The sequence below is a fragment of the Marinobacter halodurans genome (assembly GCF_004327985.1).
Lineage (GTDB): Bacteria > Pseudomonadota > Gammaproteobacteria > Pseudomonadales > Oleiphilaceae > Marinobacter_A > Marinobacter_A halodurans.
In genome coordinates, this window is sequence record NZ_SJDL01000023.1 from 1 (window position 1) to 23,248 (window position 23,248).

The 23,248-nt window shown below is 62.1% G+C and carries 29 protein-coding genes; 16 read left to right on the forward strand and 13 right to left on the reverse strand.

The features are described from left to right. The 4 genes from EZI54_RS14230 to EZI54_RS14245 form a co-directional block, all read left to right on the forward strand. On the forward strand, window positions 1-1,133 hold a 1,133-nt coding region (locus tag EZI54_RS14230; RefSeq protein ID WP_207389221.1), incomplete at its 5' end, for a hypothetical protein. Between the two features lie 8 nt (window positions 1,134-1,141). Continuing rightward, window positions 1,142-1,579, forward strand: coding sequence for a hypothetical protein (locus EZI54_RS14235; RefSeq protein WP_131482552.1), 438 nt, complete (start codon window positions 1,142-1,144; stop codon window positions 1,577-1,579). Next, the gene (locus EZI54_RS14240; protein ID WP_131482553.1) at window positions 1,572-2,036 is read left to right on the forward strand and encodes a hypothetical protein; all 465 of its coding nucleotides are present in this window, start codon (window positions 1,572-1,574) and stop codon (window positions 2,034-2,036) included. Before EZI54_RS14235 ends, EZI54_RS14240 begins: the two co-directional genes overlap by 8 nt. A gap of 62 nt (window positions 2,037-2,098) precedes the next feature. Further along, window positions 2,099-2,626, forward strand: coding sequence for a hypothetical protein (locus tag EZI54_RS14245; RefSeq protein ID WP_131482554.1), 528 nt, complete (start codon window positions 2,099-2,101; stop codon window positions 2,624-2,626). A gap of 226 nt (window positions 2,627-2,852) precedes the next feature. Here the strand turns inward: EZI54_RS14245 and EZI54_RS14250 are convergent, their stop codons facing one another. Beyond that, complete coding sequence (locus EZI54_RS14250) at window positions 2,853-4,028, reverse strand: GNAT family N-acetyltransferase (protein ID WP_131482555.1); 1,176 nt, start codon at window positions 4,026-4,028, stop codon at window positions 2,853-2,855. 66 nt (window positions 4,029-4,094) lie between these two features. Continuing rightward, entirely contained in the window at window positions 4,095-4,637 is a 543-nt protein-coding gene (locus tag EZI54_RS14255) for a Spy/CpxP family protein refolding chaperone (protein WP_131482556.1), read from the reverse strand. Between the two features lie 213 nt (window positions 4,638-4,850). On the opposite strand from EZI54_RS14255, the gene EZI54_RS14260 reads away from it, so the two are divergent. Both EZI54_RS14260 and EZI54_RS14265 read left to right on the forward strand, forming a co-directional pair. Next, window positions 4,851-5,537, forward strand: coding sequence for a response regulator transcription factor (locus tag EZI54_RS14260; protein ID WP_131482557.1), 687 nt, complete (start codon window positions 4,851-4,853; stop codon window positions 5,535-5,537). Next, entirely contained in the window at window positions 5,534-6,862 is a 1,329-nt protein-coding gene (locus EZI54_RS14265; RefSeq protein ID WP_131482558.1) for a sensor histidine kinase, read from the forward strand. Before EZI54_RS14260 ends, EZI54_RS14265 begins: the two co-directional genes overlap by 4 nt. On the opposite strand, the gene EZI54_RS14270 is transcribed toward EZI54_RS14265, so the two are convergent. Continuing rightward, complete coding sequence (locus EZI54_RS14270; protein WP_131482559.1) at window positions 6,818-7,030, reverse strand: hypothetical protein; 213 nt, start codon at window positions 7,028-7,030, stop codon at window positions 6,818-6,820. The two genes, EZI54_RS14265 and EZI54_RS14270, sit on opposite strands and share 45 nt — an antisense overlap. An 86-nt stretch (window positions 7,031-7,116) precedes the next feature. On the opposite strand from EZI54_RS14270, the gene EZI54_RS14275 reads away from it, so the two are divergent. The 8 genes from EZI54_RS14275 to EZI54_RS14310 all read left to right on the forward strand — a co-directional run bounded on the left by EZI54_RS14275 (window position 7,117) and on the right by EZI54_RS14310 (window position 12,192). Next, a complete protein-coding gene (locus tag EZI54_RS14275) occupies window positions 7,117-7,737 on the forward strand; it encodes a YigZ family protein (protein ID WP_131482560.1) in 621 nt (206 codons plus the stop codon). Window positions 7,738-7,813: 76 nt separating this feature from the next. Next, a complete protein-coding gene (locus EZI54_RS14280) occupies window positions 7,814-8,335 on the forward strand; it encodes a DUF4136 domain-containing protein (protein WP_131482561.1) in 522 nt (173 codons plus the stop codon). Window positions 8,336-8,348: 13 nt separating this feature from the next. Next, window positions 8,349-8,699, forward strand: coding sequence for a putative signal transducing protein (locus EZI54_RS14285; RefSeq protein ID WP_131482562.1), 351 nt, complete (start codon window positions 8,349-8,351; stop codon window positions 8,697-8,699). A 48-nt stretch (window positions 8,700-8,747) separates the two neighbouring features. Beyond that, the gene (locus EZI54_RS14290) at window positions 8,748-9,104 is read left to right on the forward strand and encodes a translation initiation factor Sui1 (protein ID WP_131482563.1); all 357 of its coding nucleotides are present in this window, start codon (window positions 8,748-8,750) and stop codon (window positions 9,102-9,104) included. A 26-nt stretch (window positions 9,105-9,130) separates the two neighbouring features. Further along, the gene (locus EZI54_RS14295; RefSeq protein ID WP_131482564.1) at window positions 9,131-9,889 is read left to right on the forward strand and encodes a glutathione S-transferase family protein; all 759 of its coding nucleotides are present in this window, start codon (window positions 9,131-9,133) and stop codon (window positions 9,887-9,889) included. Between the two features lie 57 nt (window positions 9,890-9,946). Continuing rightward, window positions 9,947-11,032, forward strand: a complete 1,086-nt coding sequence (locus EZI54_RS14300) for a DMT family transporter (protein WP_278248726.1) — start codon at window positions 9,947-9,949, stop codon at window positions 11,030-11,032. 100 nt (window positions 11,033-11,132) lie between these two features. Continuing rightward, entirely contained in the window at window positions 11,133-11,798 is a 666-nt protein-coding gene (locus EZI54_RS14305; RefSeq protein WP_131482566.1) for a glutathione S-transferase, read from the forward strand. Beyond that, a complete protein-coding gene (locus tag EZI54_RS14310; protein WP_131482567.1) occupies window positions 11,785-12,192 on the forward strand; it encodes a hypothetical protein in 408 nt (135 codons plus the stop codon). The genes EZI54_RS14305 and EZI54_RS14310 overlap by 14 nt, the downstream gene beginning before the upstream one ends. A gap of 57 nt (window positions 12,193-12,249) precedes the next feature. On the opposite strand, the gene EZI54_RS14315 is transcribed toward EZI54_RS14310, so the two are convergent. The 3 genes from EZI54_RS14315 to ppnP form a co-directional block, all read right to left on the reverse strand. Then, window positions 12,250-12,768, reverse strand: coding sequence for a DUF2780 domain-containing protein (locus EZI54_RS14315; protein WP_131482568.1), 519 nt, complete (start codon window positions 12,766-12,768; stop codon window positions 12,250-12,252). A gap of 196 nt (window positions 12,769-12,964) precedes the next feature. Further along, window positions 12,965-14,611 (reverse strand): fatty acid--CoA ligase, encoded by a 1,647-nt coding sequence (locus EZI54_RS14320; RefSeq protein WP_131482569.1) that lies wholly within the window; start codon window positions 14,609-14,611, stop codon window positions 12,965-12,967. 159 nt (window positions 14,612-14,770) lie between these two features. Then, entirely contained in the window at window positions 14,771-15,052 is a 282-nt protein-coding gene (gene ppnP, locus EZI54_RS14325) for a pyrimidine/purine nucleoside phosphorylase (protein WP_131482570.1), read from the reverse strand. A 66-nt stretch (window positions 15,053-15,118) separates the two neighbouring features. Here ppnP and EZI54_RS14330 point away from each other — a divergent pair, with 66 nt between their 5' ends. After that, entirely contained in the window at window positions 15,119-15,625 is a 507-nt protein-coding gene (locus tag EZI54_RS14330; protein ID WP_131482571.1) for a DUF4112 domain-containing protein, read from the forward strand. Window position 15,626: 1 nt separating this feature from the next. On the opposite strand, the gene EZI54_RS14335 is transcribed toward EZI54_RS14330, so the two are convergent. The 6 genes from EZI54_RS14335 to EZI54_RS14360 are packed head-to-tail and all read right to left on the reverse strand — an operon-like array spanning window position 15,627 to window position 21,426. Next, window positions 15,627-15,959 carry a Na+/H+ antiporter subunit G gene (locus tag EZI54_RS14335; protein ID WP_131482572.1) on the reverse strand — a complete coding sequence of 111 codons (333 nt, stop codon included), beginning with the start codon at window positions 15,957-15,959 and terminating at the stop codon, window positions 15,627-15,629. A gap of 17 nt (window positions 15,960-15,976) precedes the next feature. Continuing rightward, the gene (locus tag EZI54_RS14340; RefSeq protein WP_131482573.1) at window positions 15,977-16,246 is read right to left on the reverse strand and encodes a K+/H+ antiporter subunit F; all 270 of its coding nucleotides are present in this window, start codon (window positions 16,244-16,246) and stop codon (window positions 15,977-15,979) included. Beyond that, on the reverse strand, window positions 16,243-16,734 hold the full coding sequence (locus EZI54_RS14345; RefSeq protein ID WP_423227001.1) for a Na+/H+ antiporter subunit E: 492 nt from the start codon (window positions 16,732-16,734) through the stop codon (window positions 16,243-16,245). Before EZI54_RS14345 ends, EZI54_RS14340 begins: the two co-directional genes overlap by 4 nt. Window positions 16,735-16,739: 5 nt before the next feature. Next, a complete protein-coding gene (locus EZI54_RS14350; protein WP_131482575.1) occupies window positions 16,740-18,263 on the reverse strand; it encodes a monovalent cation/H+ antiporter subunit D in 1,524 nt (507 codons plus the stop codon). Beyond that, on the reverse strand, window positions 18,260-18,631 hold the full coding sequence (locus EZI54_RS14355; protein ID WP_131482576.1) for a Na+/H+ antiporter subunit C: 372 nt from the start codon (window positions 18,629-18,631) through the stop codon (window positions 18,260-18,262). Before EZI54_RS14355 ends, EZI54_RS14350 begins: the two co-directional genes overlap by 4 nt. Then, window positions 18,631-21,426: a monovalent cation/H+ antiporter subunit A gene (locus EZI54_RS14360; protein WP_131482577.1), complete on the reverse strand. Its 2,796-nt coding sequence runs from the start codon at window positions 21,424-21,426 to the stop codon at window positions 18,631-18,633. Before EZI54_RS14360 ends, EZI54_RS14355 begins: the two co-directional genes overlap by 1 nt. 577 nt (window positions 21,427-22,003) lie before the next feature. Here EZI54_RS14360 and EZI54_RS14365 point away from each other — a divergent pair. Then, window positions 22,004-22,336, forward strand: coding sequence for an EF-hand domain-containing protein (locus tag EZI54_RS14365; RefSeq protein ID WP_165495758.1), 333 nt, complete (start codon window positions 22,004-22,006; stop codon window positions 22,334-22,336). Window positions 22,337-22,413: 77 nt separating this feature from the next. Here EZI54_RS14365 and EZI54_RS14370 read toward each other — a convergent pair whose 3' ends face one another. Beyond that, window positions 22,414-23,226 (reverse strand): crotonase/enoyl-CoA hydratase family protein, encoded by an 813-nt coding sequence (locus EZI54_RS14370; protein WP_131482579.1) that lies wholly within the window; start codon window positions 23,224-23,226, stop codon window positions 22,414-22,416. Window positions 23,227-23,248: the final 22 nt, after the last annotated feature.

The following is a 23,248-nucleotide window of genomic DNA, read 5'->3' on the forward strand; positions in this document are numbered from 1 at the left end:
CAATGAAGAACATACCAAGCCCGATTTCTCCGAAACGGACAGGGTTTTCTGGTTTGATGAAAAGGTGGTTCAACGTGGATAGTGTTGTGGAAATGCCGAGGCAGACAACTGGTTATTATGCCGATACTGCCTATCGACCGGATCGGATACCGGCGCAATCACCCCAACACGAGGACCACAACCAATCCGCGCTGGAGCGTTTTGGCACCGCGCGTTTGCCTTGGGGGCATACGGAACTGGTTGTTCCCATTTTTATTTTCGCGAAGGCCCCCCCAAAACTACTGCGTTGGTATGAGGAGCATGGGGATCCCCTGGAGGGCACTGGCTATCAGGGCCAGATGGATCACGAATGTTTTCGATATGCGCCGCTGGCCAAGCGTTTTCAGCTACTTAACTTGGCAGAAATTTTCTCAAGACTAACGGTTCTTGTTCTTGGTCCTCTGATGATCTTGACACTGATAATTGGATCATTTTTGACCTCGAAAAGTAATTATTGGCACAGCTTGGTATACGATGAATGGCTCTCGACCGCCTTAATCTTTGGTATCCCGATCGGAACTTGGTTGATCTCAAGAGTTCTGGCTAAGTTTTGCTTAGGCTGGTTCCTAAAAGCAGGAAAAGGCCCTCTATGGGAGCTGAACCGCCGCACCGGCATGGTCACCGTATGGACCTATCCTCCCAAATTCCCCTTCATTCCGCGCGGCAAGCCAGAAGTCTTCAAGGCGCCTTTTGTGGAGTTTGACGCCTGGGTCAGTACCCGTGGTGACCGGGCCGGGATCCTGAACCGTCTCCATCTGTTCCATCGTTACAGCACATGTGAAGCAGGTGTGGGGGCTGTCGGTGGAGCGACCAGCATGCCTGAGCCCTGCTACGCCCTTTGGGACTTCGTCCAGAACTACATGGACGTGACCCAGCCCTTGCCTGATATCCCGATCTGGGAAGCCTACCGCCACCTGGACCCGGTCACGGCCGAGCACGACCGGCAAACCAATCGCCCGGAACGCTACTGGCGCGATATGGACGACGATACCTTCAAGGCCTGTGAACGGGAAATGCACAACAGGGTCCGAGCGCTAAGCACACTGGGTCGGCCAAACATCATGGCCGAGAAGACGGTTTACGCGAGCTACTAGCACTCAAGTTGTTCGAGAATCAGGATCCGCTGGTGGTCGAGTCTCACCTGCGCATGGTGGAAATGCGGTCACCGGCCAATTTGGGGCCGGGTATGGTCAAGCTCTGGCGACTATTTCCGCTGGATATTCGAGGAACCAGGGAAAGCATTCTATATAGTGAGCCAACCGACAATGGATACCTTTTTTATCTGGAAGCGCCCGGGGTACATATGGAGGAGCAAAAGGGCATGTTCGGAAACGTGGTCAGTCGGGAAATCGTGACGTACTCATGGAGCGCCCGTGTCCAGATCCGCATTGGCAAGAAGGACGACCTGATGGTTTTCCCTGCGCCCTTGCCGGACTCTTCATTAACGTACGATAAAAACAATGAAGAACATACCAAGCCCGATTTCTCCGAAACGGACAGGGTTTTCTGGTTTGATGAAAAGGTGGTTCAACGTGGATAGTGTTGTGGAAATGCCGAGGCAGACAACTGGTTATTATGCCGATACCGCGTATCGACCGGATCAGATACCGGAGCAACCTCCCCAATATGAGGACCATAACCAATCCGCGCTGGAGCGTTTTGGCACCGCGCGTTTGCCTTGGGGGCACACGGAACTGGTTGTTCCCATTATTATTTTCGCGAAGGCCCCTCCAAAACTACTGCGTAGGCATGAAAAATATGGGGATCCCCTGGAGGGCACTGGCCATCAGGGGCAGATGAATCATGAGTGTTTTCGATACGCTCCGCTCGCCAAGCGTTTTCAGGTTTTAAATCTTGCTGAGATTATATCCAAGTTTATAACGCTCCTATTCGGCCCATTGCTAGCCCTGACGTTAGTTGTCATGTCCTTTGCTACGTCAGATCGTGATTACTGGCAGAGCGTTGTTGATGACTGGTTTTTTTTGCTGTATTCATAGGAATCCCGGCGGGAACTTGGTTAGTTTCATGGATCATGGGGAAACTTTTCTTAGGTTGGTTCTTGAAAGCCGGAAAAGGCCCTCTCTGGGAGCTTAACCGCCGCACCGGTATGGTCACCGTGTGGTCCTACCCTCCCAAATTCCCCTTCATTCCGCGCGGCAAGCCAGAAGTCTTCAAGGCGCCTTTTGTGGAATTTGACGCCTGGGTCAGTACCCGTGGTGACCGGGCCGGGATCCTGAACCGTCTGCATCTGTTCCACCGTTACAGCAAGTGCGAAGCAGCTGTGGGGGCTGTCGGTGGAGCGACCAGCATGCCTGAGCCCTGCTACGCCCTTTGGGACTTCGTACAAAACTACATGGACGTGACCCAGCCCTTGCCCGACATCCCGATCTGGGAAGCCTACCGCCACCTGGACCCGGTGACAGCCGAGCACGACCGTAAAACCAGCCGTCCGGAACGCTACTGGCGCGATATGGACGACGACACGTTCAAGGCCTGTGAACGGGAGATGCACAACAGGGTCCGAGCGCTAAGCACCCTGGGTCGGCCAAACATCATGGCCGAGAAGACAGTTTACGCGAGCTACTAGCACTCAAGTTGTTCGAGAATCAGGGACCGCTAGTAATCGAATCTCACCTGCGCATGGTGGAAATGCGGTCGCCGACCAATTTGGGGCCGGGTATGGTCAAGCTCTGGCGACTATTTCCGCTGGATATTCCAAGGACCAGGGAAAGCATTCTACAGTCCGTCAGCTGGATATAAGTTTTTGCTCAAGGGGGGCTTAAGGCGGGACATTCTCGCACCCTTCCGACAAGTCAGTTTTCCCGCCGGTACGGCAGCGCCTCCAGGGCCGCATCCCGATACCGTTCTATGTCCTCCGCTTCCTCGGCACAGAAATCCGCAATCGCCTCGGCAAACCCGGGGTGGGCCACCCAATGCCAGGAATGGGTGAGCTGCGGCTCGAAGCCCCGCACCAGCTTGTGCTCGCCCTGGGCGCCGGCGTCGAAGCAGCGCAGGCCGCGTTCGATAGCCAGCTCGATGCCCTGGTAGTAGCAGGTTTCGAAGTGCAGGTGCTGGTATTCCTCCAGGCAGCCCCAGTAGCGACCGTAGAGCGTGTCCTCGCCGATCAGGAACAGGGCGCCGGCGATCATCTGGCCGTCTTTGACCGCCATGATCACGTGCATCTGTTCCGGCTGGTGATCGCGCAGGGCCTGGAAGAATTCGCGATTGAGATAGGGGCGTTGCCCGCGTTTGAGGTAGGTGGCCTGGTAGAACACGTGGAACGCATCCAGTACGTGGTCGGGCAGCCCGGCGCCGGGAAAGTGGGCGAACTGGATGCCCTGTTCGGCGACCTGGCGGCGTTCCTTACGGATCGATTTGCGTTTGCGCGACGTGAGCCGGGCCAGGAAATCCTCGAAGTCGGTGTAGTCCCGGTTGAACCAGTGGAACTGGCAGCCCTGGCGGTGAAGGCGGTCCGGCGCATCCAGCAGGGCCTGGTCATTGGCATTGGGAAACAGCAGGTGCCAGGAATGGCAGCCCAACTGGCCGGCGGCCTGATCCAGCAGGTGGTGCAGTGCATCGGGTGTCAGGCATTCGCGCAGTTCGGTATCGAACAACAGGCGGCGGCCCTGGGATGGGGTGAAGGGCACCGCCATCAAGAGCTTCGGGTAATAGTCCATACCGTAGCGGGCGTAGGCGTCGGCCCAACCCCAGTCGAACACGTACTCGCCCATGGAGTGGGATTTGCGGAAGGCCGGGATGATGCCGGCCAGCCGGTCGCCCCGGAAGAACATCAGGTGGGCCGGTGCCCAACCGGTGTCGGCCGTCGTGCAGCCGCTGTGTTCCAGGGCGGCAAAGAACGCATGGCGCAGGAAGGGATTGCCCGTGCCGCTCAGTCGGTCCCAGTCCTCTGCGCGGATGTCATCGATGGAGCCGGCTGACTCCAGGCGCAGGGCCGGGACGTTACTGGCAGAAGTTGAAGTGTCGGTCATGCGTGGTCAGGGAGCTCATTTTAGTGAGAAACGCTCCCCAACCATACGCTATTTCCTGACGTTCGATCACGCTCCGTCGCGATCATCCGAACCGTGGGAGTCTTTCGGACCCGGGCCGTGATGCTCCGGGCCGCCGAAGAGCTCGCGCTCTTCCTGCATGTTGGCCCAGGCCTGGCGCTGTTCGTCGTTCAGCACCTTGTAGATGGCCTGATATCGCTCGGCGCGGGCTTCGACACGCCGGCGGGCTGAATCGGCAGCCTGTTTGGCGGCGGTTTCCACGCGATCCTTGTACTCATCGCTGGTGGGATCACCGCTGTTGAGCATTGGGCGGTCCTGGTCACGCAGGGCTTCGAACTGTGCCTTGCGGTCCTCCCGCGACTTCTTGAAGATGTCGAGGACCTGGCCGCGCTGCGCCTCGGTGAGCTTCAGGCGCTCGGCCATCTCGTTGAAGCGGTGCTTCATCATTTCGCCGCGGTCGCCGTGATGCTGCGGTGGTGGCATGTCGCCGGGGCCGCAGTCCCGGTGTTGTCCGGACCAGGCCAGCGGACTGGCAACGAGAGTGGCGGCGAGGGCAGCCGGGACGAGCAGGCGATGTGTCTTGGCTCTCATGGATGTGCTCCTTGAATGGCTGGGTGGGCAAGCGGGTGCAGCCCTGTGACAACGGTCATGGTATCCACCGCTGTGTCAGCCACTGTCAGGCTCGTGTAAAGGTTGGGTAAATGTGCTGGAGGGTGACGCGCGCGTGCTAGACTGCGTTGCGAACCTGTTTCCGAAACCCAGGTACCGTGGTCGCTTCCCGTTTTTCGAGGAGATGGTTGGGGCATGCAGAACCGGATTCTGCTGGTTGAAGACGATGAAGAACTGCGAAGCCTGCTGTCGCGCTACCTGGGCGGGCAGGGCTTCACCGTGCGCGAAGCGGCCAACGGCAACGACGGCCTCGCGCTGGCCCAGGACGAGCTGGCCGACTTGGTGGTTCTCGACATCATGCTGCCCGACATCGGCGGTCTCGATGTGCTGCGCAAACTACGGGCCCGCACCCGCCTGCCGGTGATCCTCCTCACGGCCCGGGGCGAAGAAACCGATCGTATCGTGGGTTTCGAGGTCGGCGCCGACGATTACATTCCCAAGCCCTGCAACCCCCGGGAGCTGGTGGCGCGCATCCAGGCGACGCTGCGCCGGGTGGCCTGGGACCGGGAAGGGCAGCCGGACCACGGGCGCCGTATCGGCGACCTGCGCATCGAACCCGACCAGCGCCGGGTGTACCAGAACGACAGGCCGGTGGAGCTCACCGCCACCGAGTACGAAATTCTCCGGGTGTTGCTCAGCCGTGCCGGCTCGGTGGTGCGCAAGACCGACCTGATGCAGTGGGCCCTGGGCCGGCGCCTGACCCCGCACGACCGCGCCCTCGACATGCACGTCAGCAACCTGCGGCGCAAGCTCGATCCGGAGGGGGCAAACCGCATCGAGACCCTTCGTGGGCTCGGCTACAGCTATCGGAGTCCGGAATGAAGTGGCGTTTCTACTGGCCGCTGTCCTGGCGGATCTTTTTCCTGGTGTGGTTCGCCATGGCCATGGCCGTGGTGTTGAGTAACGTGGCCATCCAGGAACTGGCGCGCCAGGAGCGTCTGCAGTTGGAACAGCGCGCGGATCTGGCGAAACTGGCCGAGCGCGCTGTCGTCATCCGGGAGTCCGGCAAACCCCGGGAAGCCTTCCGGTTCCTGCGCGAGCAGGGCGAGCGCCATCGCCTGCGGTTGTTGCTGGTGGAAGGCGATAACATGCGTCGTGAGCGGGACGGCGATGGCGAGAGGCCGCCCCACCGGCGTGGTGACTTCTTTGAGCGTCAGCCATTCCAGCCTGCCGTTATCGATGCGCCCGACGGTTATCGCCTGATCGTCTGGCCCCAGGCCGGCGGGGATGGGTGGCTGGATCCGCGCCTGTTCCGCTCGTTCGAACTGGCGCTGACGTTCCTGCTGATCACCCTGGCCTGCTGGTGGATTGCCCGCCGGATCAGCCGGCCGCTGCGGGATGTGGAAGCGACCGCCCGGTCGATAGCGGCCGGTGACGGCTCGTTGCGGGTCCGGGACCGGATTGCCAACCGCCGTGATGAGATCGGCGCCCTGGCCCGGGCCTTCAATGCCATGACGGACCGGCTTCATGCGCTGCTTGAACGCCAGCAGCAGCTGCTGCGCGATATCTCCCACGATTTGCGCACGCCGCTGGCCCGGCAGCGGGTCGCCATTGAACTGGCGCGCGACAGCATGGGCGACCAGGACATACTGGATTCGATCCAGCGCCAGAACGAACGCCTGGAAGCCATGACCGCCCAGATCCTTACACTGCACCGGGTCGGGCAGCAGGACCAGTCCATGGCCCAGGAGCCGGTCAATATGACCCGGGTGTTGACCGAGGTGTTACAGGGCGCCACGGATTATGCCGAACAGCAGCGCGTCGACTGCCACCTGGAAATTGCTGAAGATGCGCGCAACGCCACCGTGCTGGGGGATGAAGCACTGATTTACCGGGCGCTGGACAATGTGCTGCAGAATGCGCTGGACCATACACCGCCGGATCGCACCGTGATGATCCACCTGATGCTGACGGATCGCTGGCTGACCTGCGAGATCGCCGACCAGGGCCCGGGCGTTGCCGAAGAAGACCTGCCCAACCTGTTCGAACCCTTCTTCCGTTCCGACCAGGCCCGTGGTGGCCAGGGCTGGGGGCTGGGGCTGGCCATCAGCCATGACATCATGCGGGCCCACGATGGCCGCATTTCCGCGACCAATGGGCCCTCAGGAGGACTGGTCGTCCGGCTCGACTGGCCGGTCTTCACCTGAATCGTCCGCCATCGGTCGCAGGCGTTCAACGCCGTCGAAGGCGATGCCCTCGGCCAGCTCTTCCTCATCGAACCGGATGCCGCAGCCTGCCTTGACGGTACGTGCCGGCGGTGCCGTGCCGGGGCCCGGGCCATCGGGATCGTCATTCCTGTCATCGCCCTGGTGCATGTCGATTCTCCCGCCGCGCTGTTACTATCCGGAGTGAAGGGCCGGCTTCCGGGAAGCCGCTTGATTGAACAAACGAAATGGTTTGCATGTCTAAAGATTATCCCATTCCCGCCGAGTCGATCGAGCGGGAAATCGAGATCAGGAAGAGTCGCTTTATTGCCAGGGTGGCGCCGGTCAGTAGCCGGGACGAAGCCATGGCCTTCCTGGAACAGGCGCGGGCGGACTTCCCCGATGCGCGCCACCATTGCTGGGCCTACCAGATCGGTCGCCCCGGGGCCGCAACGCAGGCAGCCATGAACGATGACGGCGAGCCGTCGGGCACGGCCGGCAAACCTATCCTGAATGTCATCCAGCATAAGGACATGGGCGATATCATGGTGGTGGTGATCCGCTACTTCGGCGGTATCAAACTGGGTGCCGGTGGTTTGGTCCGCGCCTATGCCGGCGCCACCGAGGCGGTCTTGTCGGACGTTCCGCGTCGTACCCAGGTGCCGGTCCGCCGCCTGCTCGTGACCCTGGATTTTGCGCTGGAGCAGCCGGTCCGGCATTGGTGCGACCAGCATGAGGCGCAGGTGGAAGGGGTGGACTATGGTGAAGGTGTATCCATGCGGGTTGCGATCCCGGAGGTCTGTTTCCCGGATTTCGCCGCCTTCTGCCGGGCCGGGGGCGTCAGGCTCCCGGTTGACGAAGACGATGACTCCGAATAGTAAAGAGTCACGTATTCGCCCGAGGGTGACATGCTGAGAGGGGCCGCATTTCCAGGCTGATACAACGGAGGAATCTATGCGCTACCTGGTGTTGGTGATGTGTCTGGGCCTGTTGTCGGGTTGCGCCAGCATCGTGTCGACCGACTACGATGCCGGTGCCACGTTCAGCCAGTACCAGACCTGGGCGTTCGCTCCCGACAAGGGGCAAGGCAGCTACCTGAGCCTGGACGGCGCCCGGGTCGAAAGCGCGCTGGAGCGTGAGCTGCAGGGCGAATCCCTGAAGAAGGTGGATCCGGGCTCGGCCGACCTGCTGGTGACCTATCGCGTGGAGGAGGCCGAGAAGCTGGAAAGCCGAGGCTTCACCTACGGGCTCGGTTTCGGCCGCAGCAACTGGGGCTGGGGCGTGGCCACGGCACCGGATGTACGCCAGGTGAAGCAGGGCAAACTGGTGGTGGAACTGGTGGATCGCAAGACCCAGCAGGTGGTCTGGCGCGGTGTAAGCCGGCGCTACCTGGATGAGTACCAGTCGCCGCAGGACCGGGTCGAGCTGATCGACGAGGTGGTGGCCGCCATGTTCGAACGCTACCCGCCGGCCTGACGGGACGCCGAGCATGAGCTGGGTCACGGTCGCTCGCTATTCCCTGCCCGTCGAAGCCCACATGGCCCGCGCGCGCCTGGATTCGGAAGGCATCGAGGCGGTGGTGGTGGATGAGCACACCATCGGCATGCAGTGGCTGTTCTCCGACGCCATGGGTGGCGTGCGCCTGCAGGTGGAGGAGGCGCAGGAGGATCGCGCCCGGGCCATCCTGGAGGAGGACCGTTCCGACCTGGTGGATGAGTCGATTGCACCCGGTCAGGCGTCCCGGGACTGTGGTGAAGTACCGCCCCTGTCACGGCTGGTCGAAACCCGCCGCCGCCAGGGATTTTTTATGGCCTTCCTGTTCTGGTTTATCGGCTCGTAAGGTAGGGTTTGGCCCGGTAACACTCGGTTTGTTTCTGGAGATCGTATTTTGAAGAAGAACGCATCAGGGGGCCTGGTCTTCTCCACGGATCAGGGCCGCATGTGTCCGGATTGCCGGCAACCCCTGTCGGAATGTACGTGTGGTGAGCCCCAGGCGCCGACCGGAGACGGCGTTGTCCGGGTCAGCCGCGAAACCAAGGGCCGCAAGGGCAAGGGCGTGACGCTGATTACCGGCATCCCGCTGGCGGGCAAGGAGCTGAAGGATTACGCCAAGACCCTCAAGGCACGTTGTGGCACCGGGGGAACGGTCAAGGAGGGCGTGGTGGAGATCCAGGGGGACCACCGCGATCTGCTGGTGCCCCTGCTTATGGAGAGAGGCTGGACCGTCAAGAAGGCCGGCGGCTGAGTTCGCCCAACAGGAACGGAACGCTTATGGCCAAACCCGTGCTCTACCAGTTCCCGGTTTCCCACTACTGTGAGAAAGTGCGCTGGGCCCTGGATATCAAGAAAGTGGACTACGAGGCGCGCAACCTGCTACCGCTGTTCCACATGCCCGTGATCTTCCGTCGGACCCGACAGAATAAGGTGCCGGTGCTCAAGCTGGATGGGCGCTACATCGCCGATTCGGCCACTATCATCCAGACTCTGGAGGAGCGTTTCCCCTCGGCGCCGGCCCTGTTCCCGAAAGACGAGTCCGAACGGGAAGAGGCGCTGGAATGGGCGGCGTTTGCCGATCGGGAGATTGGCCCGCACATGCGCCGGACCGCCTACTATTACCTTCTCGATCACCCCCGCCTCATGTTCGAGATCCTGACGGAAGGGCAGAATACGGTGGGGCGCATGGCCTTTCGCACCAGCCAGCGGGTGGTGATCCGCGCCATGAAGGAAGGCATGGGGATTACCGAAAGGGGTTACAGGCGCAGCCGGGACCGGTTGGTTGCGGCGCTGGACCGCCTTGACCAGGCCCTGGCAGACCGGACGTATCTGGTGGGCGAGCGCTTCAGCGTGGCGGATCTGACCACGGCGGCTTTGCTGTCGCCCCTGGTCCTGCCACCGGAGGCCCCGTTCCAGTTCCCCGGCGAGATACCGCCAGAGTTGCAGCAGTTCATGGACGAGTTTGCCGAACGCCCCAGTGTCGACTGGGTCCGTCGGATGTACCGGGAGCACCGAGGGCGTCCGGCCACAGCCTGACCCGTCGCCGCCACACGGGTATCATAGACGCCCCTGCCGGACGCGGGGCGTTGCTTCTTGTACAAGGAATCCTCTATGCACATGACTGTTCTCGGCGCGGGTGTGGTGGGCACGACCACGGCCTGGTATCTGCGTCAGGCCGGGCACGAGGTGACGGTCGTGGAGCGTCAGCCCCGGGCCGCCGACAACCTGGAGCAGACAATACGGAACCGGGCGGGGCGTGGTAGCGGTAGAGTTTCCGCCAGGAAACGAGAACCGTCAGAAGGAGTGGGTATGGCGCTGCATCCGGGTTCCCTGCGTATCGTGTCACTGACGACCCTGGCCATGCTGGCCTTTGCTGCCAATTCGGTCCTTGGCCGGCTGGCGTTGGATTCCGGCACCATTGATGCCGCCTCCTTTACCTTCATCCGGTTGTTGTCCGGGACCCTGATGCTGGCGCTGCTGGTGCGTCTGCGCCCGTCATCCGGCGAGGGCAACAGCCGCGGCAGTTGGCTGTCCGGGGCTATGCTTTTCGTTTATGCCATCTGCTTTTCCTACGCCTACCTGTCGCTGGATACCGGGGTCGGTGCGCTGATCCTGTTCGGCATGGTGCAACTGACCATGATCGGCTGGGGTCTGGTACGGGGGGAGCGTCCGTCGCCGATGCAGTGGGCCGGTTCGGTGATGGCCGTTGCCGGACTGGTCTATCTGCTGTCGCCCGGGGTCACGGCACCGTCGTTGGTGGGTGCCTTGCTGATGGCGCTGGCCGGCGTCGGTTGGGGCGTGTATTCGCTGCGTGGGCGGGGCGTCAGCCGGCCGCTGGTGGTCTCCGCCGACAATTTCCTGCGGGCCGCACCCCTGGCGCTGGTGGTGCTGCTGATTGCGATGCCTGCCTGGAAAGTCGACCTGCATGGCACGGTGCTGGCGATCCTGTCCGGCGCGGGCGCCTCCGCCATTGGCTACGCCATCTGGTATACCGTACTGCCGTCGCTGAGTGCCACCCTGGCGGCCAGCGTCCAGTTGTCCGTGCCGGTGATTGCCGCTGCGTTTGGGGTGATCCTGATGGCCGAGCCGGTGACCGTGCGCCTGGTGGTTTCCACCGTGGTGATTCTCGGTGGCATTGGCCTGGTGATCCTGTCGAAGCGCCCGTCGGCGAAGCGGTGATCCAGCACCGTTCACGGTTCGAATAACGGACGGTCGTAACGCGATCAACGATAGCGTAAATTGAGACGCTTGATGCCCAAATTGCCTGCAGGGAGGCTGAATGCTCACCGTCCACCACCTGAATAACTCCCGTTCCCAACGGGTTCTCTGGATGCTCGAGGAAATTGGGCAGCCTTACGAGATCAAGCGCTACCAGCGCGATCCCAAGACCATGCTGGCCCCGGCAAGCCTCCAGGAGGTGCATCCGCTGGGCAAGTCGCCGGTGATCACCGACGGCGACCTGACTATTGCCGAGTCCGGCGCCATCATCGATTACCTCGCGCACAGCTATGCCCCGTCGCTGCTGCCGGAGCGGGGGACCCAGCAATGGATCGACTACACCTACTGGCTGCACTACGCCGAGGGTTCCCTCATGCCCCCGCTGCTGCTGCGTCTGGTTTTCGAGAAGGTCAAAACGAACCCGATGCCGTTTTTCGTGCGTCCCGTTGCCCGGGGGATCGCCGACAAGACCAACGAGATCTTCATCTCGCCACAAATCCGCAACCACATGGACTTTGTCGAGAATCACCTGGCCAGGAACGAGTGGTTCCTCGGTGATAAGCTGAGTGCGGCCGATATCCAGATGAGTTTCCCGCTGGAGGCGTCCCTGGCCCGAGGTATTGTCGGGCGCAACCGCCCGGCGATCCGTAACTACGTGAAACGGTTCCAGGCTCGGCCGGCCTATCAGCAGGCCCTGGAAAAAGGAGGCACCTATGATTTTGCGTAACGCCGGCGCCCGATCCGCCGCGCTTATCGCATCCGTCGTCATGCTTGGTGGCTGTGCCGCCATGCAGCCGGACCTGACGGACAAGCAGCGCGCCAAATTGCAGGGCAGCCTGCAAAGTCAGTTTGGCGTCTACCAGGATTGTATGGTGGCCCAGTCCGATCCCTACGTGACGGTGACATCCGCCCCGCCTTCCGATATTGCCGAAGCGGCGCAGGGCGCGTGCGATGGCCCGTTCCAGGCCTATGAGAAAGCCGTCGTGCGTTACTTCACGTCGGTCGTATCGGGGTCGGGGCAGGATGAGGCCCGGCAACGGGCCCATGAGCACGCCGCCGAGGCCGGCTTGCAGACCCGGCGTCAGATCATCAAGCGGGTACTGGACCAGCGGCCGGAATGAGCCCGGATACAGCGCGGGGAGGACGGTCCTCCCCGGTGCAGATTGGCGCTGCCGTGATCAGGCGGATGATTCCGGCATCCACAGGGAACTGAGGTTGCCCAGCATTTCCTGGCCGACCCCCTGGCCTTTCAGGAAATTGAGCACCAGCGGGGCAAATTGTTCAATTGCGCTGGATTGCAGCCCCAGGGCGCTGAAGGCCTTTTCCACGTCGTCCATCGACGAGATGTTCGAGAGGGCGGAACTCAACAGGTTGTTGGACTGCTCCCCCGAACCGCCCAGCAGGCTGCCCAGGCCGGAGACCTTGTCGGTGATGTTATCGAACGAGGAGGCGCCCAACTGGCTCTTGGCCAACTGGAGCAGGGCGCCGGCCCCACCGGCTGCCTGGGTCCGGGTAACACCCAGGTGGTCCTGCAGGCTGGTGACGAGGGAGCTGGCTTCGCCGCTGACCTTTACGGCGTCCTCGGGCATCAGTACACCGCCGGAATCCAGCTTGTTACCCAGGTCCAGGGCGCCCACGGACGGGGCCAGCAGGTAGAGGCTCGAGACGATCAGGAAGCGTTTGAGAATGGTGTTCATTGTGGCTCCGGCATGTCCATTTCGGAAGAGAAGGGGAAGACGTCGGACATACTGCAGACGCCGTCTTCGCAATGCGTAATCAGCCTTATATATAAGGACTGTGACGTCGGAATGAAAGTTCCGGCGGGTTACGGAAACGCAAGAAAATAAGGGGTTGCCGGCGCCAGGGTCCAGGGTCCCGGCGCCGGCAGGCAGGTCAGGCCAGTTCGTCGCGGATCAGCTTCTTGTTGATCTTGCCGACGCTGGTCTTGGGGATGTCGTCCACAAAATCGATCTGCTGTGGAATCGCCCACTTGTTGATCTCGCCGCTGTCGACGAACTGTTGCAGGTGTTCCTGGATGTCTTCCAGGCTGGCGTCCTGACCCGGGATCAGGACGATCAGCGCGTGCGGGCGCTCTCCCCACTTTTCATCCGGCACACCCACAACGGCGGTGGCCGCGACGGCGGGATGCTGGCTGATCAGGTTTTCCAGGTCGAGCGATGACAGCCACTCGCCGCCGGTCTTGATCACGTCCTTGATGCGGTCGCGGATCATCAGCGTGCCATCCGGATCGATGGTGCCGACGTCACCGGTATGCAGCCAGCCGCCTTCCCACAGGGCTTCGCCCTTCTCGGGTTCCTTCAAGTAACCCTGGGTCAGCCAGGGCGCGCGGGCCACGACTTCCCCCTTGGCGACACCATCGTGAGGCTGCGGCTGACCGTTGGCATCGACGATTTCCAGATCCACCATCGGGTTGGCGATGCCGGTCTTGACCCGCTTGTTGATCTGCTCGTCCAGCGGCAGCCTAACGTCCTCCTCCGTGAGGTAGGTGGTGCTCAGCAGCGGGCAGGTCTCGGACATGCCATAACCCGTGTACAGGTGGATGCCCAGCTTCGAGCCGGCCCGGCACAGGCCCTCGGTCATCGCGCTGCCGCCAATCAGGACGTGCCAGTTGCTCAGGTTGGCGGTCTTGATGGACTCGGTGTCCAGCATCATCTGCAGGATGGTGGGCACGCAGTGGGAGAAGGTGACCTGGTGCTTCTTGAGCAGGTCGACCAGCAGTTCCGGTTCATAGCGGCCCGGATAGACCTGCTTCACGCCCATCATGGTGGCCGCGTAGGGCACGCCCCAGGCATGCACGTGGAACATCGGCGTGACCGGCATATACACGCTGTTGGACCGCAGCAGCGGCATCTGTTCATTGAAGCCCAGGGTACCGGTCTGGGTCAGGGTGTGCAGGACCAGTTGGCGATGGGTGAAGTAGACGCCTTTCGGGTTGCCGGTGGTGCCGGTGGTGTAGAAGGTGGTGGCGACGCTGTTCTCGTCGAAATCCGGAAAGTCGAAGTGGTCGCCGGCCTGGGCCAGGAGCGCCTCATACTCGCCCTTCACCGTATCGAGGGAGGTACTCTTCGCCGAGGTGTTGTCGGTCAGCTGGATATAGCCCTTTACGGTTTCCAGGTTGCCGCTGACCTGTTCCAGCAGCGGCACGAAATCGTCGTGAACCAGCACCAGGTCGTCCTCGGCGTGGTTCATGGTGTACACGACCTGATCCGGTGACAGGCGGATGTTCACCGTATGCAGGATGGCGCCGATCATGGGGATGGCAAAGAAGCACTCCAGGTAGCGGGGGGTGTCCCAGTCGAGCACGGCCACGGTATCGCCCGCCTGGACGCCGGCAGCGGTCAGCGCGTTGGCGAGCCGGTGGATGCGGGTCACCAGGTCGCTGTAGGTGTATTCGCTGCGGTCTGCGTAGACAATTTTCTGGTCGGGGGCGTAGCGTGGTCCGGAAAGCAGTAACCGCTTGATCAAAAGCGGGTAGTTATAGGCGTTGCTGACCGGCGGAATTATTTTTGTCTGCGCCATCGTGAAACAACCTCTTCGTTTTTCGGAAGTGAGTTTTATTTTGGTTGTAGAGGTAATCTGACACAGTTCACGAAAAAGGCAAGGCTGGAACAGGAAAGGATAGGGGCGAATTCGGAGGGGAGTCGGCGGCACTGCAAAGCGCCGCCGCAGGGGACAGCGCTACTCGTAGGTACAGAGGTAGGCCGTATCCACGTCGGCCTTGGCCTTGAAGCTGGCCTGGCCGGCCACTTCAAAGGTTTCGCCCGCGCCGTAGGTCATCCACTTGTCCATTCCGGGAAGGAGAACCTCCAGGGCACCGCTGATCACCGTCATGGTTTCTTTCTTGGTGGTGCCGAACTCATACTCACCCGGGCTGATCACGCCCACGGTGGCCGGCAGGTTCGCCGTCTGGAAGGCAATGGATTTCGCGTTGCCATCGAAGTATTCGTTCACTTTCAACATAGAGATGTCTCCTGAAAATCGGATCGCCTACTATACGGGAAAATTGTTGCCCTGGGATGAAAAAATATGCCTGATCAGACGCCGTCGAATGCCCCGCCAGGCCCGCAGGAGCGCGAGAAGCTGGAAAACGCGCTGGCCCGTCTGGAAAGCTCGGCCCGGCTTCTCGACAGCCAGTTCCGGATCCCCTTCACCCGCATCCGGTTCGGGCTGGATCCGCTGATGGGATTGCTGCCCGGCATTGGCGATGCCGCGGGTCTGGTCCTGTCTCTCTACCTGATGGTGGAAGCTGTTCGCCTCGGCGCCGGCACCCGCCAGGTGGCACGAATGGCAGGCAATGTCCTGCTGGAATTCGTGATCGGTATCGTCCCGATCGTGGGGGACCTGTTCGATTTCGCCTGGAAGGCCAACGACCGTAACGCGGCCCTGCTGCGCCGCCACATCGAAAAGCGGCTGGATCCACCACCCCGGCGCCGGCCGTGGATACAGTACACGCTCATCGCCGTTTTCGGCGCGATGCTGCTGTTCCTGTTGGTGATGATCTGGCGCGCGCTGTTCGTGGCCAGCGGCGCGTAACCTACTGGTCCCAGGGGTGGCCCTTGGTGCCCTCCATCCGGTCCACCTTCAGGTGCATGGCGGCCTTGGCCAGCATGTTGGCGCTGATCGGTGCGGTCAGGAACAGGAAGACCATGATCAGGATTTCCTCCACTTCGAGCGATTTGTTGCCGAACGAGAAGAAAATCATGGAGCTGAACACGATGCCGCCCACGCCGAGGGTCGTGGCCTTGGTCGGCGCGTGCAGCCGGGTGTAGAAGTCCGGCAGGGACAGCAGGCCGATGGCGCCGGCCAGGGCGAACAGGCCGCCGGTAATCAGCAGTACGACAATCAGTATTTCCAGGGCAAGGTGCATGGGTCCTCCGGAGTGGCCTATTCGATCACGCTGCCGCGCTTGAGGTGTTTGGCCAGGGCAATGGTGCCAACAAAGCCCATCACCGCGATCAGCAGTGCCGACTGGATGTAGAGTCGGGAATGGATCAGCATGCTGAACAGCACGATCAGCGCGATGGCATTGATGTAGAGGCTGTCCAGGGCCAGGATGCGGTCCGGGGCATCCGGTCCCTTGATCAGCCGGATCACGTTCAGGATCACCGCCAGGGTGACCATCGCCAGGGTGACCTTCAGTGCGATCGTAATCATTTGAATATCTCCCGCAGCGGGCGTTCGTAGTGTCGCTTGATGGTTTCCACCAGATCGGCTTCGTCGTCCATATCCAGCACGTGGATCAACAGCAGGGTGTTGTCATCGCTGATGTCGGCGCTGACCGTGCCCGGGGTCAGTGAAATGGTGCCCGCCAGGGTGGAAATGGCCAGTGGATGCTCCAGTTCCAGCGGGAAGACGACGAACGCCGGTCGCGGTTTGCGCGTCGGATTAAGGACCAGCATGGCCACGTTCACGCTGGCGACGGTGATGTCCCACACCACGCGGACGATATAGGTCAGGAACCGGAACGGCCGCCGGATGGCCGGGTTGTTGGGCCAGAAGTTTCGCGTAAACAGGGGCAGCAGCCAGGCCAGGGCCAGCCCCAGCACCACGCTGCCGCCGCTGATGCCATTGCTGAGTGCCTGCCAGATCAGGAACAGGGTGATGCTCAGCATCGGATGCGGCAGGCCGAAGCGGCCATTCAGCGCCTTCATAGTGACTCCCTCCGGGTGACCACCGGTGTCTGCAGGATCTCGATGTAGGCCGACGGCGTATGCAGTTGCTCGGCTGTGGCGTCGGCATATCGGTTGATGGGCTCGGCCAGGGCGACGATCACCAGGCTCAGGCTGATCAACGCCCCCGCCGAGACGGTCACGGGCAGGGTCAGGTGCCCCGGATCCTTCACGTGGCCTTCAACGTTGCGCCAGAAGACGATGCTGCCGGCCCGACTGTAGGCGATGACGGTCAGGAAGCTGCCAATCAGTATGACGCTCCACAGCCAACCCATTTCAGGGCTGGGCTTGACCGACTCCAGGATCAGGACCTTGGCGAAGAAACCGCTCAACGGCGGCAGTCCGGCTGCGGCTGTGGCGCCAATCATGAACAGCACACTGAGCAGGGTTCGGCTGCGCATGCGCGGCGCGGTAACGATCCGGTCCGCGGCACTGCCTCGCTGGCGGGCGATCAGGTCGGTCACCAGGAACAGGCCACCCACCACCCAGGTGGTGTTGAGCAGGTAGAACAGGGCGGCGGAGGTGCTGGCCTCCGAGTGCAGGCTGATGGCCGCGAGCAGCGTACCCACCGAGATGATGACCTGCCAGGCCACCAGTTTGCGCAGACCATCAGCCCCCAGCGCGCCGATCACGCCAAAGGCCAGGGTGACCAGGGCCAGCGGGAACAGCCAGTCCATGCCCAGGTTGGCCAGTGGGCCGGCCTGGTCGCCGAAGATCAGCGAGTAGACCCGCAGGATGGCGTAGATCCCCACCTTGGTCATCACCGCAAACAGCGCCGCCACCGGCGCCGTGGCGTTGGCGTAGGCCCGGGGCAGCCAGAAACACAGCGGCAGCAGGGCCGCCTTCAGCGCAAACACCACCAGCAGCATCATGCCGGCGGCCTGCACCAGCGGCAGGTCCTCCGGCGCCACCTGGGGCACCTTGACCGCGAGATCCGCCATGTTGAGCGTGCCCACCACGCTGTAGAGCAGGCCCACACTGATCAGGAACAGGGACGACCCGATCAGGTTGAGCACCACATAATGCAGTCCCGGTACCGAGCGGGCCGTACCGCCGCCGTGCATGAGCAGGCCGTACGAGGCAATCAGCAGCACCTCGAAGGCGACAAACAGGTTGAACAGGTCGCCGGTCAGGAAGGCGATGTTCAGACCCATTAGCTGGAACAGGAACAGCGCGTGGAAATGCCGACCCTGGGCATCGGTGCCGCGGGTCGAATAGATATGGCAGAACAGCGCCAGCAGCGCCGTCATGAACAGCATCAGCGCGGACAGACGATCGAGCACCAGCACGATGCCGAACGGCGGCGCCCAGTTGCCCAGCGCATAGACCCGGTAAGCGCCATCGTCGGCCAGCAGCAACAGGCTGATGGACACCACTAGGATCAGGCTGGTGGTTGCCAGGCCCAGCGTCCGACGCAGGCCCAGCGGGGCGAAACTCAGGAAGATCTGGAGGATCCCTCCCAGCAACGGCAACAGGATGGGGGCGGTCAACCAGTGATTCATCGAGTTTCCTCCGGAGCCGGTTTCGCGCCGGGTTCGGGCCAGAACGCTTCCTTCTGGCCATCCACGTGGTCGTCACCGGTGTCGGCGCGACTGCGCAGGGCCAGCACGACAACAAAGGCGGTCATGGCGAAGCCGATCACGATCGCCGTCAGGACCAGGGCCTGGGGCAGCGGGTCGGTGTAGCTTTTGGCGCTGCCAATGATGGGTTGCCCGGCGGTCACCAGCCGACCGGTGGCGAACAGGAACAGGTTCACGGCGTAGGACAGCATGGTGAGACCCACCACTACCGGGAACGTCCGGGCACGCAGGATCAGGTAAACCCCGGAGGCGGTCAGCGTGCCGATAACGAAAGCAAACAGGATTTCCATCAGGAGTCCTCCGGCATGGCGTTGGATTTCATGGACAGACGCCCAAGGCTGGCCAGGATGGTGAGCGTGGCGCCGACAACGGTCAGGTATACCCCGACATCGAAGGCCATGGCCGAGGCCAGTTCGAAGTCACCGACCAGCGGCCAGTGCATGTGACTGAATGTGGACGTCAGGAACGGGAAACCGAAGGCAAAGCTCGCCATCCCGGTGACCGTGGCGGCCAGCAGCCCCAGGCCGATGGGCGTGGTCAGGCTGAATGGCATGCGCCGGTGGCTCCAGTGCATGCCGCTGGCAATGTATTGGACGATCAGCGCCACGGACGTGACCAGGCCGGCGATAAAGCCGCCGCCGGGCAGGTTGTGGCCCCGCAGGAAGATGTAGACCGATACCATCAGCGCCATGGGCAGCAACGGTCGGGAAATCTGCTGCAGCATGGTCGGATGGGCGTCGGTGGACCAGGGGTGGCCCTGGCCGTCGGTAGGCGGCGCGGCCAGCTTGGCGTCGCGCAACATGGCGAATATGCCCAGTGCGGCGATGCCCAGGACAGTAATCTCGCCCAGGGTATCGAAGCCCCGGAAGTCCACCAGTATCACGTTGACGACGTTGGAACCACCGCCGCCGGAAACGCTGTTCTCCAGGAAATAGCGGGAGATGGAATCGAACGGCCGGGTCAGCATGGCCAGGGTCACCAGGAACATGCCGGCGCCGGCCAGCAGCGCGATCACGATGTCCCGCCAGCGCCGGAAGCGACTGGCTTCCACGGGCGTCCAGGAGGGCAGGTAATACAGGGCCAGCATCAGCAGCACGATGGTGACCACTTCCACCGACAGCTGGGTCATGGCCAGGTCCGGGGCCGAGAAACGGGCGAAGGCAAGGGCCACCATCAGCCCCACCACGCTCAGCAGGATCAGGGCGTAGAGCCGTTCGCGGTGCATGGCCGCGGTGCCTACGGCGCAGGTGATGAGGATCAGACCGGCGACCACGGTCGGGGCGTCCACCGGTGAAATGCCCATCGAGCCAATGGACAGGCCCAGTTCGAACATCGGATAGATGGCCACCACGATGGTAGCCACGATTAACAGCATGGCATAGCGCTGCAGGGAGCCGTTCTCGATGAAGGACGTCAACGCCCGGGCTTTCTCGGATAGGCGGGCAACAACCGCTTCGAATACGGCTTTTTCGTCGATCTCCCGGAAACGTTCATGGAAATCGAAGAATCTCTGGCGCTGGGTATACATCAGCAGACCGCCGAAGAATGCAATAAAGCTCATCACCAGCGGCAGGTTGAACCCGTGGATGACCACCAGGTGATAATCCGGCACATCGCCGGCAAGCGTCGCGGCGGACGCCGCGTTGAGCAGCGGGCCCACGGAAATGGCCGGGAACATGCCTACCATCACGCAGGCAAACACCAGGATCTCCACCGGAATCTTCATGTAACGCGGTGGTTCGTGAGGCGGGTAGATCGGCAGGTCCACCGGCTTGCCGTTGAAGAAGACGTCATGGATAAAGCGCGCCGAGTAAGCCACGGCGAAAATCCCCGCCAGGGTCGCTATGACCGGCGGCACATAGGCCCAGAGCCCGGGCAGGTTCAGTTCCAGCGACTCGGCGAAGAACATTTCCTTGGACAGGAAACCGTTGAGCAGCGGTACCCCGGCCATGGAGGCGGCTGCCACCATCGACAGCGTGGCGGTGTAGGGCATGAACTTCCACAACCCGTTGATCTGCCGCATATCCCGGGTGCCGGTCTCATGGTCGATGATGCCGGTGGCCATGAACAGCGACGCCTTGAAGGTGGCGTGGTTGATCACATGGAAGACCGCGGCCACCGCGGCCAGCTTGGTGCCCATACCGAACAGCAGGGTAATCAGGCCCAGGTGACTCACGGTGGAATGGGCCAGCAGGCCTTTCATGTCATGCTTGAACAGCGCGACATAGGCCCCGACCAGCAGGGTGACCATGCCGGTGAAGCTCACCAGGTAGAACCATTCCGGCGTGCCCGCCAATACCGGATAGAGCCGGGCCATCAGGAAGATGCCGGCCTTGACCATGGTCGCCGAGTGCAGGTAGGCGGACACCGGCGTCGGGGCCTGCATGGCGTGGGGGAGCCAGAAGTGGAACGGAAACTGGGCGGACTTGGTAAAGGCGCCCAGCAGTACCAGTACCAGGATGACCGGATAGAGTGCGTGGGCCTTGACCAGTTGGGCCGCCGCCAGCACATCGTCCAGTTCATAGCTGCCCACCACCTGGCCGATCAGCAGGACCCCGGCCAGCAGGGCCAGCCCGCCACCGCCGGTCACGGCCAGGGCCATGCGGGCGCCACGCCGGGCGTCCTGTTTGTCGTTCCAGAAACTGATCAGCAGGAAAGAGACCAGACTCGTCAGTTCCCAGAAGACCAGCATCAGGACCAGGTTGCTGGACATCACGATGCCCAGCATCGACCCCATGAACGTCAGCAGCAGGGAGTAGAACTTGCCGATGTTTTCGTGCTTTTTCAGGTAATAGCGCGAATACAGGATGATCAGCAGGCCGATGATCAGGATCAGCAGCGCAAACAGCAGGGACAGGCCGTCCAGCCGGAAACTGAGCGACAGGCCGATGTCCGGCAGCCAGCTCTGGGTCTGTACCAGGACGTGTCCGGCTTCGACGGCCGGCCAAAGCGGGTAGAGGGCGGCCAGGGCGATAACCGGGGGCACTGACGAGGCGATGGCAATCGCTGTGCGCCCGGCCTGGGCAAACAGCGGCGCCACAATAGCGCCCAGAAAAGGCAGTAAAACGACCAGCGCGAGGGTCATTGCAACCTCATTCTTCTTGATTCGTGGATGCTGACGCTTATCTATCGACAGGAGCAGCCTGAGTTTAGTCCCCAGGCATGGGCCCTGCACAGCATCAGCGCAATCGACTTGGGATCAGCGGGCGCCGGGAGGATCCGGGAAATAGGGAAGGCGGCCGGGACGCAGGGGGATGAAGGCGTCCGGCTCGGCATGGGTCATGATCGATGTACGGGGCGGTTCGGACATGAATGCTCCGTTTAGGCGGGTCCACTCATTCGGGCCCGTCCTGGTTAATCTTGAGCAATGATGATACGTGGCGTACCGGGCAGGTCAAGCGATTACGGTCGTTATCCGCAGCTTACAGAGGTTTCATTGGCCAGTATCGCCCAGGGCAGCTTCAATGGAAAACAGGAGCGACGGTGAATCCAGACGCGGTTCGTGACCGTAGTTCCGGGTGGATCATGCCGTGGGGTTACGTGGTCCCGGCATATCTGCCGAGGCTGGCGATGCCAGCCAGATGCGACCGACATTATTAGCCGCCAAGTAAGGAGGCCCTATGAAAATCAGGACGATAACGATTGCTTTAGCAACATCAGCTGTGCTTGCAGCGCCCGCGGTCTGGGCCGGCAGTATGAGCCAGGAAGGCTCCAGCCACGCGGATCGCAAGGAGTCGGGCATGGCCCATGGCAAGGGTAAGGCCATGCAGACCATGCACGAGGATTTTGACGCCCTGGATGCCAACAGCGATGGCGTGATCAGCGAAGACGAGCTGAACGTATACGGCAACACCGCTGCCGGCACGGGGGACAGTGAGGCCGAGCGCAACCGCATGATGCTCAAGGCCCGCGATCGCAATCAGGACGGCAAGATCACCCGGGGAGAATTCCAGAAGGGTGCCGACGCCGAGAAACCCTCAGACATGCAGCAGTAACCTGTCTGATTCCTATCAGGTTCCGACGATTGAGCCCGGCCATCGGCCGGGCTTTTTCTGGGCCCCTCGTCCGGGGCTCAGAAGACCCGCCGATCGGCGTATTCCCTGTCGGGCTGCCCACTGTTGCGGGCAATCGCGGTGCGCTGGTTGGCGCGGGCGATGATCTTCTTCTGCAGGCGGGTTTCCCAGTCCAGGCTGGTCTTGTCGTCGGCCTGCCAGGCCCGGTTGAACAGCAGCTTGGCCGCCGCTACGGCATCCGGGGACTGCTGGGCCAGGGTTTCGGCGAAGGTGTAGGCCTCGGCCACCGGATCGTCGCAAACCCGGGTGACCAGGCCCATGGCTTTCGCTTCGTTGCCGTCGAACCGGCGTGCCGTCATGGTCAGTTCCTTGGCCAGGTCGATGGGAATCAGCTCGGGCAGGGTCACGGTCAGGCTCATATCCGGAATCAGCCCCCACTTGGCCTCCATGATGGAAAACTCGCAGTCCGGCGTGGTGTAGCGGAAATCCGCGCCGAGGGCGATCTGGAAGCCACCACCGAAACAGTAGCCGTGGGTCGCGGCGATGACGGGCGCCGGCACTTCCCGCCAGAGATAGCCCACGTCCTGGGCCAGGTTGCTGATCCGGCGCCCCGGCTTGACCAGCAGTTTGAGGAAGTTGACCGGTTTCCTGCTGACCCCTTTGACGTCCAGGCCGGAGCAGAAAGCCTCGCCATTGCCCTTGAGAACGATCGCGCGCACCTGCCGCTCCTTGCGGAGCCTGCGTGCGGTGGCCGCAATGGCCTCAAACATGGGCATGTCCAGACCGTTGTACTTGTCCGGCCGGTTCAGGGTCACGGTGGCGATCCCCCGGTCGATGTCGAGCAGGACCCGATCTGATTGATTATTGGCCATAAATACCACGCTTATTATCCAT